Raw genomic sequence first — 13,572 nt, forward strand, 5'->3', positions numbered from 1 at the left:
TGTTTCGCCAGTTTGCTGACTCTGTAGTTTTATTTTGATTCCGGATTAGATGATCGCAAGAATGTCGTCCTCACGCATGATAAGGTAATCTTTGCCGTCGAATTTCAAATCGGTTCCGGCATATTTTCCGTATAAAACAGTATCACCTACTTTTACAGTCATGGTGTGGTCTTTTGTTCCGTTTCCAACTGCAACTACCGTCCCTTTTTGAGGTTTTTCTTTTGCAGTGTCTGGGATGAAGATTCCAGAGGCAGTTTGTGTTTCTGCTGCCATTGGTTCTACAAGAACGCGGTCTGAAAGTGGTTTAATGGTTAATGCCATAATTATATTTTTTATGTGTTATTAATTTTGATGGTTTTCCTTTTTTCAGAAATTATGCCAAGGCCTATAAACTGACAAATTTACTAAATAAAAAATGCCAGCACTGACATGCTGGCATTTTAAAGTATTTTACAGAAAATTATTTTTTAGCTTCTTCTGTCGCAGCAGCAGGTTGAGCAGCATCAGTTGCAGCAGGAGCTTCTTGTTTTGAAGCCTCTGGAGTTGCTGGTGCAGCCGGAGCCGGAGTCGCAGCAGGAACAGCAGTGCTGTTGTCAATGATTTTTGAAGCATTTTCACCTAAGTTTCCAGTGAAGCTTAAACTTGATAATAAGATCAAAGCGATTAATAAACCAGCTAATGTCCAAGTACTTTTATCAAGGAAATCATTTGTTTTTTGTACGCCACCAATCATTTGTGATCCTCCGATAGAAGAAGATAAACCTCCTCCTTTAGGATTTTGAACCATAACTACCACTACAAGTAAAAAACATACGATTGTGATTAACACTAAAAAAATTGAAAACATATTATAATTCTTTAATTATTGTTTTGTTGTAAAAGTCTAATATCCGAAATACGGTCTGCAAAGAAACTACTTTTTTCTGGATATTTCAAAATTAAAATCTCATAAGCTTGAATTGCTTTTTGATATTTTTTCTGTTCAAGATATACTTTGGCTAAAGTTTCGGTCATTAAATAGGAGTTGTCCTGTGTGGATTTCTCAATGTTTATAGGGGTTATGACGGCATTTTTAACCGGCGCTATTTTTGGATTGCTTTCTATAAACTTATCAATGAGTTCTGATTTTTTCTTTTTTTCTTCGTCGGCTTCAGCTTCTTTTGGTTCGTTTTCTCTGTTAATTGGTGTAGCTTTTGCCAATTGTAGCCATTCCTGGAACGAATGTTTTTCCTGAACAGAGAATTCCAACGGTTTTCCTAATTCAAGTTTTTCCTCAATTGTTTCCGGTGCTTTTTCTTCGGCAGGAACTGGATCGGTCGAAACTGTTTCTGCTGTTTTTTCCGGTTCGGCAATCTGAATAGAGGAAAGAATGGATTGTTCGAGCGGGTTCGCTTTAGGCTGAACTTCTATCGCTTGAGGGATAACAATTTTGTATTGGTTGACAATGATGTTGTTGATAGCTGCTTCTTTTTCTTCCAGGAAAGCTTTCTGTATGGAAACAAAGTTTTCTGAAGTGATGAACTCAAATAAAACACTTCGGTCAGCTGTATAAGCAGCTGTTTTTTTTAATTCCTGATTGTAACGGAAACTTTTTTGATTGTAAAGCCCCTTCAGAAGAATGGCTCTGACCGGTTGGAAATATGGAAATTCACTCAAAACCGTTTCTAGTTCAGTGGTTTCCTGTCCGTTCAAGCTGTCGGGTTTATTAATCAGGTATGTTAAATCGTTTACGTTCAAAATGCAGTTTGAATTTATAATGGAACAATTTATGGATTTATTCAAATAGTTCCGACAGAATTATTTGAAAAATTACCATTTTGCCAATGAGGCATTAAAAATGTCCTGAGTAATCCTTTCAAAAATAACGTCCAGCGCTTCTGTTAAATTGGCTCCGACCAATTGTTCATTTGCGGGGAAATCATGATAAAATGAAAACGGTCTTTCGAAATCATCATCCGGATTTTTCTTGTTCGTAAAACGAACGTTTACCGTGATGGTAAGTCGGTTTTGTGCTGCCTGCTGATCGGCAGTTGCCGTCATTGGCGTGATTCGGTATTCTTTGATTTCGCCTTCATAAACCAAATCACCCCCTGTATTTGTCAGGCTCAGATTGGTCTGATTCTGTAGCAATTCCTGAAGTTCTATCGTAAAAGTACGTTCGATTCCGGGTTCGATCAGAGAGGCATTGTTCTGAAAGTAATTTACCTGAAAGGTTTTAGCGTCAATTTTCCCTGTTCCGGTAAAGTTGTAAACCGAACAATTGCTAAAAAGTAGCAGTGTTGCAACGGCAATGATATATTGTAAATGTTTCATCTGATTTTAAAATCCAAATATATTATAAATCGAATTGTTTTATTTTTCGGTACAATGTCCTTTCCGAAATTCCCAATTCATCGGCGGCAGCTTTTCGTTTTCCTTTGTTTCGCTCGAGCGCTTTTTTGATAAGTTCAATCTCTTTTTCGTCCAAACGAAGCGAATCTTCTTCTTCCACGGTTTCGGCAAAAAGATAATTCTGGTCATCATCCTCATCTTCAAATTCTTCCTGAAGATTTTGGTTTTGTACCGGGAATGCCGTTAAAGAAGGTTCTTCAAACGGCACTTCGCTTTCTTCTTTTTGTCCGTAAATGCGTTGAATAAGATTCTTGTTGGTTTCCTGAACGTTTTTGACATTACCGCCCTGCATCAGTTCCAAAGTGAGCTTTTTCAGGTCGTTCAGGTCACTTTTCATGTCGAAAAGGATTTTATACAAAATCTCACGTTCCGAGCTGAAATCGCTTTCCGATTTTTTAGTTCTGATTACCGATGGCAATGTACTTCCTTCTGCCGGTAAATAGGTTTGCAGGGTACTCAGCGTAATGTCGCGATTGGTTTCCAAAACAGAAATCTGTTCGGCCGCATTTCGCAACTGACGGATATTTCCGCCCCAACGGTATTTTGTCAGATACTGTATGGCATTGTCGTCCAGTTTGATGGGCGGCATTTTGTATTTATGAGCGAAATCCGAAGCAAATTTTCGGAACAATAAATGAATGTCGTCTTCTCTTTCGCGTAACGGCGGTAACATGATTTCTACCGTACTTAAACGATAATATAAGTCTTCGCGGAATTTTCCTTTTTCGATGGCGTCAAACATGTTGACATTGGTTGCTGCCACGATACGTACATTGGTTTTTTGTACTTGTGAAGAACCAACTTTGATGAATTCACCATTTTCCAAAACACGCAATAAACGTACTTGGGTGGTCAATGGTAATTCTCCCACTTCGTCCAAAAAGATGGTGCCGCCATCCGCAACTTCAAAATACCCTTCACGGGTGCCTGTTGCTCCCGTAAAAGACCCTTTTTCGTGTCCGAACAATTCACTGTCGATAGTTCCTTCCGGAATGGCTCCACAGTTCACAGCTATGTATTTTCCGTGTTTTCGGTGCGAAAGGGAATGTATTATTTTTGGAATACTTTCTTTACCAACACCACTTTCTCCGGTCACCAATACCGAAATATCGGTTGGGGCGACCTGAATGGCTTTTTCAATCGCACGGTTGAGCTTTGGGTCATTCCCAATAATCTCAAATCGCTGTTTTATGGCTTGAACTGATTCCATTTTTCGTTACGGGTTTGTAAAGCAACCTTTGTTTTGTTGAACGATTTAGTTCTGCATGTTTGAATACCCAACCGCTTCTCCAATTAGGGTGGCAGTAGTGCAATCGTTTACTTTTACCAACACGAAATCGCCTGGTTTGTAATCACCCTTAGGGAAAACTGTTACCATATTTTCAGAATTTCTTCCGCTCCAGTGCGCATCCGATCGTTTTGATTCTTTTTCGATCAAGACTTCTACAGTTTGGTTTAGGAAACGTGAGGTTCTTCTGTGGCTTAATTCCTGTTGTAAGTCGACAACTTCCTGTAAACGACGTTTTTTTACTTCTTCAGGGACATCATCCTCCATTTTTCGGGCAGCCAGCGTTCCTGGTCTTTCCGAATAAGCGAACATGTATCCGAAATCGTATTCAACATACTCCATCAGGCTCAAAGTGTCCTGGTGATCTTCTTCGGTTTCGGTTGGGAAACCGGTAATCATATCTTGTGAAATCGAGCATCCTGGGATAATCGCTTTGATTTTATCTACCAAAGCCATGTACTCTTCACGGGTATGCTGACGGTTCATTTCTTGTAATATACGTGTACTTCCGGATTGTACCGGTAAGTGGATGTAGTTGCATATATTGTCGTGTTTCGCGATAACATGCAACACTTCTTCATGCATGTCCTGTGGATTTGAAGTTGAGAAACGGAAACGCATTTTTGGGAACTGAACAGCACACATGTCTAATAATTGTGCAAAATCCACTGCTGTTGCCTTTTGCATCTCAGTAGCTTTTTCAAAATCTTTTTTCAGTCCGCCTCCATACCAAAGGTAGCTGTCTACGTTCTGACCCAAAAGCGTAATTTCTTTAAAACCTCTTTCCCACAGATCTTTGATTTCCTCCAAAATGGATTGTGGTTCACGACTACGCTCACGGCCTCGTGTAAAAGGAACTACGCAGAATGTGCACATGTTGTCGCATCCTCGCGTGATTGAAACAAAAGCATTGATGCCGTTACTTTGTAAACGTACCGGTGAAATATCGCCATAGGTTTCGTCTTTCGATAAAATTACGTTGATGGCATCGCGTCCTTCTTCCACTTCTTTCAACAGATTTGGCAGATCCTTGTAAGCATCAGGGCCCACAACCATGTCTACGATTTTTTCTTCTTCCAGAAACTGGCTTTTCAAACGTTCGGCCATACAGCCCAAAACGCCCACTTTCATGCCTGGGTTGATACTGCGTTTTACTGCATTGTATTTTTCCAGACGTTTGCGAACGGTTTGTTCTGCTTTATCGCGTATTGAACAGGTATTCACCAAAACCAAATCGGCTTCTTCCAGATTTTGGGTGGTGTTGTAACCTTGTTCGGTTAATATGGAAGCTACGATTTCACTGTCCGAAAAATTCATCGCACAACCGTAACTTTCAATAAAAAGTTTCTTAGTATTCTCTTCTTTTTGTTCTAAAACCAGGCTTGTACCTTGTTTCTTCTCATCAATTTCCTTTTCCATAAAGCACTTAAAAGTGTAAAATCTTAGGGCAAAGATAGTACTAAATTTTATTTTCTGACAAGATGGCAGATTTGTTTAACAAAAGTTTTGGGAGCTTGCCATTTGATTGCTTTAAAGCTATAGTAAGGGCACCAGATAATAGTCCTCTATTAAAGTGTTTAGTGCAGGAGATATCCTTGTGAAACTTTTCTAAAGTCGGCAATTTGTTTTTGTTCCCAGTCACTGTTTTGACTTAGTTCTTTGGATAGGAGGCTTGCGACTTTTTCAGCACATTCGATAGCTGCCTGAGCGTCTAAAAATAGCAGTCGAAGTCTTCTTGCTAAAATATCTTCCACTGTTCTGGCCATTTCGTTTCGGATGGCCCAAACTACTTCAGATAAAGTATAAGGGTAATTGGGGTGTAATTTTTCTTTTAGCTCAGGTTCGTTTTCCTGTAATTTTAAAAGTTCCGAAATATCGGTGCCGTAAACAGACAAATGATTTTTTCGTTCAGATTCTGTAACGGTTGTGTGCCCGTGAATAGCGATGCTTCGGGTTTTACATTCGGCTTTTGGTAAATAGTGAATCTCGATTACTTTGTCTACTACATCTTCAGCAATTTTGCGATACGTTGTCCATTTACCGCCAATGACTGAAATTAGACCTGAGTCCGAAACAATAATCTGATGGTTTCGGGATATTTCTTTCGGGTCTTGTCCTTCTTTTTTTGGTAACGCCAAAGGTCTTAATCCTACAAAAACAGACAGGACATCGCTTCGTTGTGGTTTTTTTGATAAAAAAATCTGAGCCGTTTCCAGAATGAAATTGATTTCTGTTTCTAATGGTTTGGGCTCCAAACTTGGTTCGTCAACAGGAGTGTCTGTTGTACCTACAATCAGTTTATCGTGCCAAGGTACCATAAAAAGCACTCTGCCATCGCGGGTTTTCGGAATTAAGAGCGCATTTTCGCTCGGCAGGAATGATTTGTCAAAAACCAGATGTATTCCCTGGCTTGGAATAACGAACTTCCTGTTTCTGGAACTGTCCAGACTCATGATGTCGTTCGTGAATACTCCGGTTGCATTAATTACTGCTTTGCCTTTCAGATCATATTTTTCGCCAGTTTCCTGATCCTCGATTATAATGCCTGAAATTTTATTTTCATCGTTTTTTAGGATGTTGACGGCTTTGGCGTAATTTAAAAGACAGGCACCGTTTTCAATGGCGGTGCGGGCTAGATTTATGGCGTAAAGAGCGTCGTCAAACTGACCGTCATGATAAAGAATCCCTCCTTGCAATCCTTCTTGTGCTATTGTCGGAAGTAATTCGATTGTTTTCTCTTTGGATATTGATTGGGAACTTCCGAAGCATGTGCTGCCGGCCAGTAAGTCGTATATCTTTAAACCTGTGGAGAAATAATAACCATTCAATCGGCTGTATACCGGAATGACAAATGCCTGACTTTTTACCAGATGGCCGGCATTCTTTAACATCAGTTCCCTTTCTTTTAAAGCTTCTCGTATTAGGGCAATATCGAGTTGTTCTAAGTAGCGAATTCCTCCATGTGCTAATTTTGTGCTTCTGCTGGATGTACCTTTGGCAAAATCAACCGCTTCAACCAAAACAGTTTTGTAACCCCTGCTGGCAGCATCGAGCGCAATTCCCAATCCGGAAGCGCCACCTCCTATAATAATAACATCCCACTCAGATGTTTTTTTTAATTGGGTTAGCTGCTCTTCTCGCTTCATGAAGTAGTTTTAATTGTTTTCGTTTTTTGAAGTATTAACAAATTTAAACTTTGCTGTTTGATGTACAACTAAATGGTGGGTTTTTTTGGTGTATATGTATTGGTGATAAGGGAAATGTTAATGCTTATTCTCTTTTTTGCACAAAGCCGTAAGTTTTTCAAACTGCTCTTTTAACAAAAATAAATCCTTTTCGCGAATTCCGTAAAACTCGCCATAAATTGTATTGTTTTTGCTCATTAACTTGGTATATGGGAAATGAATATCCCACTTTTTTATTTCAAACAGGTTAATAGATCTTACTGTTTTTTGGGGGCAACAATCCGGTAAAAGAGTCTGTTTACCTATAGTTATAGTTTTAACTGTCTCTGGAACACTGTCGGTGAATGTTACCGCCCCGTTTTTAGTAGCTTCAATGCGTTTTACAAAAGCGCCACTTCGTTTGTTGTCAATAAAATAAACCTTTTTGTTTGAGGTGATTATAGTATTGATACTGTCGACTGCTTTGTGAAATTCCGATTTTTGCTTTTGGGCAGAGACCGAGAACGTGATTAGGAATAAAAATAGGGTGGTGATTTTCACGATGGGTTGTCCAGAATTGTCAGTTTAGATTAAATTTTTTTCCATTTATCAGTAGTAATGTCATCGAGGCCGTCAAATTGTTTAAAATCTTTTTTAAATTCATTTAAATTGTCATTGCAGATTTTATCTAATTTTTCTAATAGTTTTACTAGTTGCTTTCCTTCATTTTTGTCTAAACCTGTTAGCTTTAGATATTCTTCTTCGTAATCATCATAAAAGACTACACTATTGTCATTGATAGAATAACCGTATATTTCCACTAAATGGAACATGGTCACAGGGTATTCAGGTAGCTCTTCAGAACTATTATGATAGATTATTCTGCCTAGCTCTTCTATTTTAAATCTATTGATATCATTGTGTTCCATTCCGTGACAAAAGACAGTAATTTTGTTTGCACCGAGTAACCGGTTTACTTCATTCTCTGTTGTTTGAAAATTTTGCGCTTTTACGGTTAAGGTTGTTGCTATTAAAAAGCAAATTGTAATTAGTTTTTTCATGATGTTTATATTTTGATAGAATGGTTATTCATTTTGATTTTCCAAATTTAATCCAACCAACTGCCCATCGTTTTTAGAAATAAGCCATATTTTGTTACCCTCTAAAACAGCCTGATGCGCATTCCACGCCGATAAATCATATATTTTCAGGGTTTTGTCTTTCTTAAAGTCATATGCGATCAAATGGTTTTCGTATAAAAGCCACAAGGTTTCGTTTTCCACCCGTAAAATTTCTTTGTATTCATTAATGCCGGTTTCCTCTAACTCGATCATTTTGTCAAAGCTGAGTTCTTTTTTTACTTTACCGTTATTCCCTATAAGTGCGATTTGGTTTTCGTTCAAAAGAAAAGTCATGTCGTCGCTGTATTTTGCCTTTACATCATGGTTACTCATTCCATACGGAAGCGAACGATTTTCAATTTCTTTTTGATTATGAGATAAGTATCGGAAATTCTTAGCGCAAACTGTTAAAGTGTCAAGGTAGATTTTATGTTTACAGTCGGCATTAGTATCCAGTAAATTTCCGTTGTAGTCCATTTCAATCCAATTGTCTCCTTCCGCATTGGCTACAATTTTATCTTTAAAATAGTAGGGTTGCACATCGGTACCGTGCGCAATGAACTTATGCCAAAGTACCTTGTTGTTTTTTAGGTCATATGCTAAAATATTTCCAAATTCATAAATAGCAGTACAATACATTATATCACCTTTAAATAAAGGTTCTGTTTTTATGGGTTCGATGTTTAGTATTTGTACTTCGGAACCGGTTTTTTTGTCAAGTTGTACATATCTGCTTACGTCATTGCCCATGTATTTCGCCGCAAAAAGATGGTTTTTATTATGTTTTGGGGACCTGTCGGATTTATTATTGGCATAGAAAGACCAATTTAAAGCACCCGTTTTTTTATCGTAAGCCCGGATGTTGTAGTCGTTGGAGTTAAAGTAAACCTGTGAACTGTCCATGGTGAAAGACGAATAAAAAATTTTCAAATTGTCTTCAGTAAATTCGATTTTAGAATTAAAAAACTCAGTTTGTGCTAAACCGGTGTAATTAGTGATTAAACAGCTAATAAGCAATAACTTACAGGTAGTGTTGCGGATAATTGAAGAGGGATGTATCGACATTTGATAACTTTTAGTGATGGTTGCAAATTTATTGTTTTATTTAAAATTCGGACAGCTGTGACGAATGTCCAACACTCTAAGCAGATCACTAATTTCTCTGGATGTCAGTTGTTTAGTGTCGTTTATCTCAAAAATAGGTAATATTTGGCTACAAGTTAATTTTGGTTGCGACAAAAATACAACACGAATATTCTTTTTGTTAAATATTTGTTAACAGGTTTTCCTGCAATGATGTCGGGTACTTACTGTCGGGTATAAAAAGCTGCAATCCTAAAGTTGCAACTTTACTTTTATAGATTTACACCGTTTAATCAGTGCCGATGTTTAAATAAGTGATAAAATGTATGCTATTTAGTGAACATTAGACAGTGCTATTCTCCTTAATCCTAACAACCTGCGTCTTGCTAATGGTGTGTGTAATATTTTATTCGTTTTTCTTAGTGGTACCATCAAAAACCAGTTTGCCTGCATCCGAAATTTTAACAATAAAACCATATAATTCTTTGTAGTGTTCCTTGTTCTCTGTCGTTAGTGTGCTGAGGCTGTCCTCCGATATCATTTTGCAATCGTCTGAAAGCATTCTGCAGCCGTTCTAAACCACCTTGAAATCCACCGAAAACATTTTAGAATTATACCTATATATATAAGGTGTAATTTTTTGATTTTTTTTAAGTGTATAAAACCATGCTGTAACCTTGTTAATACATAATTCTGTCTGCTGATTAAATCAATTTGGTAGCAACCGCTCAACGATAAATTTTACTTTTAAAAAGGGCAAAAACGCGATATTTAAAAAATTCCTATACTTTTGCGGCATAAATAAAAAGTAAATGGCAAAGAATTTAGTGATCGTTGAGTCACCGGCAAAGGCGAAAACCATAGAAAAGTTTTTGGGAAGCGAGTTTCAGGTAGAGTCCAGTTATGGGCATATCGCAGACTTACCTTCTAAGGAAATAGGTGTGGATGTAGAGAATGGTTTCAAACCGAAGTATGAAGTTTCCCCGGATAAAAAAGCCTTGGTGAGTAAATTAAAAACGTTATCTAAAGCTGCAGACACGGTTTGGTTGGCTTCCGATGAGGACCGCGAGGGAGAGGCTATTTCATGGCACTTAGCGGAAGAATTAAAATTGGATCCGAGTAAAACCAAACGTATCGTTTTTCACGAAATCACAAAAACAGCGATTCAGAAGGCAATTGAAAACCCGAGAAGTATCGATTATAATTTGGTAAATGCCCAACAGGCCAGAAGGGTGTTGGACCGTTTGGTGGGTTATGAATTGTCACCGGTTTTATGGCGCAAGATCAAAGGCGGTTTGTCGGCAGGTCGAGTGCAATCGGTAGCGGTTCGTTTGATTGTGGAACGCGAACGCGAAATTCAAAACTTTAAAGCGGTAGCCTCATATTCGGTTGTAGCGGAATTTGCCAACGAAGCTGGTAAAACGTTTAAAGCGAAATTGCCAAAGAACTTCAGTACGAAAAAAGAAGCCGAAGATTTTCTGAATAAGAATATCGGTTCTATATATAAGGTAGCGGATTTAGAAACCAAGCCTACCAAAAAAACTCCTGCGGCCCCATTTACGACGTCTACCTTACAGCAGGAAGCTGCCCGTAAATTGTACTTGCCTGTTGGAATCACCATGCAGTTGGCTCAGCGTTTGTATGAGGCCGGACTTATTACTTATATGAGAACGGACAGTGTGAACCTTTCAAAAGAAGCAATGGATGCGGCTCAGGCAGAAATCATAGCTTCTTATGGTAAAGAGTTTTCAAAACCAAGAACGTTTGCAAACAAGAGCAAAGGAGCACAGGAAGCGCACGAGGCAATCCGTCCGACAGACATGACACGTCACACAGTGAATATTGATCGTGATCAGGCGCGTTTATACGATTTGATCTGGAAAAGGACTTTAGCATCTCAAATGAGTGATGCAGAATTGGAACGTACCAACGTTAAGATCGAAGCCAATAATCACAGCGAACTTTTCGTGGCAACCGGTGAGGTTATCAAATTTGAAGGATTCCTGAAAGTATATCTGGAAGGTCATGATGACGATGAAGAAGAACAGGAAGGAATGTTACCTGCTGTGAAAGTAAATGAAAGACTTCAGAATAATTACATAACGGCTACAGAACGCTATACTCGTCCTTCTGCTCGTTACACCGAAGCATCTTTGGTTAAGAAATTAGAGGAGCTGGGTATTGGTCGCCCGTCAACTTATGCACCAACAATTTCCACTATCATCAACCGTCATTACGTTGAGAAAGGTAACTTGGAAGGTCAGGAAAGAAATTATACGCAGTTAACACTTCAATCCGGAAAAGTAGGGGAGAAGTCATTGAAAGAAAATACCGGTTCGGATAAAGGAAAATTAGTGCCTACAGATATCGGAACTATCGTAACCGACTTCTTGGTTAAGAATTTTGAAACTATCCTGGATTATAATTTCACAGCGAAAGTGGAGCAGGATTTTGACGAAATCGCCGAAGGGAATATCGAATGGGCTAAAATGATGAACGATTTTTATAATCATTTCCATCCGAACGTTAAAAATGTAGAGGAAAATGCTGAGAGAGAAAGTGGAGAACGTATTTTAGGTACGGATCCGAAAACTGGTAAGCAGGTGAGTGTTCGTTTGGGTAAATTCGGACCGATGGCACAAATCGGAGAAGCCGATGATGAAAACAAACAATTCGCAAGTTTACGTACTGAACAGAATATCGGCAGTATTACTTTAGAAGAAGCATTGAATTTATTTTTGCTTCCAAAAGTATTAGGTACATATATAGGAGAAGAAGTAGAAGTAAGCAACGGTCGTTTCGGTCCGTATGTGCGTCACGGAAGTGTATTTATTTCTTTACCGAAAGGGGAAGATCCATTGGATGTTACCATGGAAAGAGCACAGGAATTGATTGATGAGAAAGCAAAAGCGGATGCGCCAATCGCTACCTATAAGAATGAACCGGTTCAAAAAGGAGTTGGCCGCTTTGGTCCTTTCATCAAATGGAGCGGTTTATTTATCAATGTAAACAAGAAATACAATTTTGATAATCTTTCACAATCGGATGTAGAAGAACTGATTGAAGAGAAATTGCAAAAGAATATCGATAAGGTTATTCATAATTGGGAAGCTGAGGGTATTGTCGTGGAAAAAGCACGATGGGGCCGTTCGGTAATCATAAAAGGGAAAATCAAAATCGAATTGAGCAAAGATGTGGATGCGGCGGCAATGACATTGGAACAGGTGAAAGAGTTAATCGAGAAAAAGGCACCGGCTAAGAAGACTGCAGCAAAAAAGACAACAACTAAAAAAGCACCAGCTAAAAAGAAATAAATATGGTATTTGATTTTTTTCAGCCACTGGATTCTGATTTTTTTGAATTTGTTCAAGGTTTGAGCAGTCAGGCTTTGGGTAGAAAAGTTGTGTTTCATTCGGAAACCGATTTTCCGAATATTGAAAAAGCTGCGATTGCAATCATCGGTGTGACGGATAGTCGTGGTTTGGGTGACGGGAATTATGATGTTGATTTAACCCATGTCCGAAAAGAGTTTTACAGTCTGTTTCCTGGAAACTGGGAATCACAGATTGTGGATTTGGGAAATATTGTTCCGGGAAATTCATTGGAAGACACTTATTATGTGTTGAAAAATGCGGTAGCACATTTGATAAAGAATAGGGTTGTGCCAATTGTTATTGGCGGATCACAGGATTTAACCTATGCGATGTACCGAGCTTATGATCAATTGGAACAAATGGTGAATGTGGTTTCGGTGGACAGTAAATTTGATTTTGCAAAGGAGGACGGATTTCCGGCCAATTCTTTCTTGTCGGGTATGATTGTCGAAGAACCTTCTAATCTGTTCAATTACAGTAATATTGGGTATCAGACTTATTTCAATTCGCAGGAAGAAATCGATTTGATAGAGAAATTGTATTTTGATGCCTACCGATTAGGCGAAATTTGTAATAATTCGGCCATAGCAGAGCCGGTTTTTAGAGATGCAGACCTGGTTTCTATTGATTTAACCTCTGTAAAATCGGCAGATTCGGGAAATTTTGTGAAATTTAATCCCAATGGATTTAATGGAAAAGAAATTTGTGTACTTTCGCGCTACTCCGGAATAAGTGATAAAGTAACATCGTTTGGGGTTTTTAATCATAATGGTTCTGAAAAGGAGTCAGTATTGATTGCTCAGGTTTTGTGGTATTTCATAGAAGGGTATCATTATCGTTCCAAAGAATATCCTTTCGGTGCTAAAGAAGATTATTTAAAATACATTGTTCCTCTTGAAGACGAGGAACTGATTTTCTTTAAGAGCGATAAAACCGAGCGTTGGTGGATTGAAATACCTTTTTTATCGGGTATTAACAATAAATTAAGAAGAAGTACGTTATTACCATGTACATATGAAGATTATTTGGGTGCTATCGATCAGGAAATACCGGAAAGATGGTGGAAAGCCCAAAAGAAAAATTTAGTTTAGTCAGAAAAAAAAGCGATAAGCCTGTCTGTTTTGTGACAATTTGTTTTTTTTGAGTTTTTT

At 38.3% G+C, this 13,572-nt stretch carries 13 protein-coding genes; 2 read left to right on the forward strand and 11 right to left on the reverse strand.

Features of this window, described 5'->3' with window-relative positions:
- Positions 1-45: 45 nt before the first annotated feature.
- The 11 genes from FEDK69T_RS07275 to FEDK69T_RS15835 all read right to left on the reverse strand — a co-directional run bounded on the left by FEDK69T_RS07275 (position 46) and on the right by FEDK69T_RS15835 (position 9,609).
- Complete coding sequence (locus FEDK69T_RS07275; protein ID WP_023573502.1) at positions 46-321, reverse strand: co-chaperone GroES; 276 nt, start codon at positions 319-321, stop codon at positions 46-48.
- Between the two features lie 139 nt (positions 322-460).
- Positions 461-847 (reverse strand): preprotein translocase subunit SecG, encoded by a 387-nt coding sequence (gene secG, locus FEDK69T_RS07280; RefSeq protein WP_023573503.1) that lies wholly within the window; start codon positions 845-847, stop codon positions 461-463.
- 11 nt (positions 848-858) lie between these two features.
- The gene (locus FEDK69T_RS07285) at positions 859-1,737 is read right to left on the reverse strand and encodes a hypothetical protein (RefSeq protein WP_023573504.1); all 879 of its coding nucleotides are present in this window, start codon (positions 1,735-1,737) and stop codon (positions 859-861) included.
- Positions 1,738-1,809: 72 nt separating this feature from the next.
- Positions 1,810-2,313, reverse strand: a complete 504-nt coding sequence (locus FEDK69T_RS07290) for an LptE family protein (RefSeq protein ID WP_023573505.1) — start codon at positions 2,311-2,313, stop codon at positions 1,810-1,812.
- Between the two features lie 22 nt (positions 2,314-2,335).
- The gene (locus FEDK69T_RS07295) at positions 2,336-3,601 is read right to left on the reverse strand and encodes a sigma-54 interaction domain-containing protein (RefSeq protein ID WP_023573506.1); all 1,266 of its coding nucleotides are present in this window, start codon (positions 3,599-3,601) and stop codon (positions 2,336-2,338) included.
- Between the two features lie 45 nt (positions 3,602-3,646).
- Positions 3,647-5,098 (reverse strand): tRNA (N6-isopentenyl adenosine(37)-C2)-methylthiotransferase MiaB, encoded by a 1,452-nt coding sequence (gene miaB, locus FEDK69T_RS07300; protein ID WP_023573507.1) that lies wholly within the window; start codon positions 5,096-5,098, stop codon positions 3,647-3,649.
- Positions 5,099-5,256: 158 nt separating this feature from the next.
- Positions 5,257-6,825 carry a glycerol-3-phosphate dehydrogenase/oxidase gene (locus FEDK69T_RS07305; RefSeq protein WP_023573508.1) on the reverse strand — a complete coding sequence of 523 codons (1,569 nt, stop codon included), beginning with the start codon at positions 6,823-6,825 and terminating at the stop codon, positions 5,257-5,259.
- Between the two features lie 117 nt (positions 6,826-6,942).
- Positions 6,943-7,404, reverse strand: coding sequence for a hypothetical protein (locus FEDK69T_RS07310; RefSeq protein ID WP_023573509.1), 462 nt, complete (start codon positions 7,402-7,404; stop codon positions 6,943-6,945).
- Positions 7,405-7,433: 29 nt separating this feature from the next.
- Complete coding sequence (locus tag FEDK69T_RS07315) at positions 7,434-7,904, reverse strand: hypothetical protein (protein WP_023573510.1); 471 nt, start codon at positions 7,902-7,904, stop codon at positions 7,434-7,436.
- A 24-nt stretch (positions 7,905-7,928) separates the two neighbouring features.
- Positions 7,929-9,029: an outer membrane protein assembly factor BamB family protein gene (locus tag FEDK69T_RS07320; protein WP_023573511.1), complete on the reverse strand. Its 1,101-nt coding sequence runs from the start codon at positions 9,027-9,029 to the stop codon at positions 7,929-7,931.
- A 424-nt stretch (positions 9,030-9,453) separates the two neighbouring features.
- Positions 9,454-9,609 carry a hypothetical protein gene (locus FEDK69T_RS15835; RefSeq protein ID WP_023573512.1) on the reverse strand — a complete coding sequence of 52 codons (156 nt, stop codon included), beginning with the start codon at positions 9,607-9,609 and terminating at the stop codon, positions 9,454-9,456.
- A gap of 250 nt (positions 9,610-9,859) precedes the next feature.
- Here FEDK69T_RS15835 and topA point away from each other — a divergent pair, with 250 nt between their 5' ends.
- A complete protein-coding gene (gene topA, locus FEDK69T_RS07325; protein ID WP_023573513.1) occupies positions 9,860-12,361 on the forward strand; it encodes a type I DNA topoisomerase in 2,502 nt (833 codons plus the stop codon).
- A gap of 2 nt (positions 12,362-12,363) precedes the next feature.
- Complete coding sequence (locus FEDK69T_RS07330; protein ID WP_023573514.1) at positions 12,364-13,512, forward strand: formimidoylglutamase; 1,149 nt, start codon at positions 12,364-12,366, stop codon at positions 13,510-13,512.
- Positions 13,513-13,572: the final 60 nt, after the last annotated feature.

The sequence above is a fragment of the Flavobacterium enshiense DK69 genome, from assembly GCF_000498495.1.
Lineage (GTDB): Bacteria > Bacteroidota > Bacteroidia > Flavobacteriales > Flavobacteriaceae > Flavobacterium > Flavobacterium enshiense.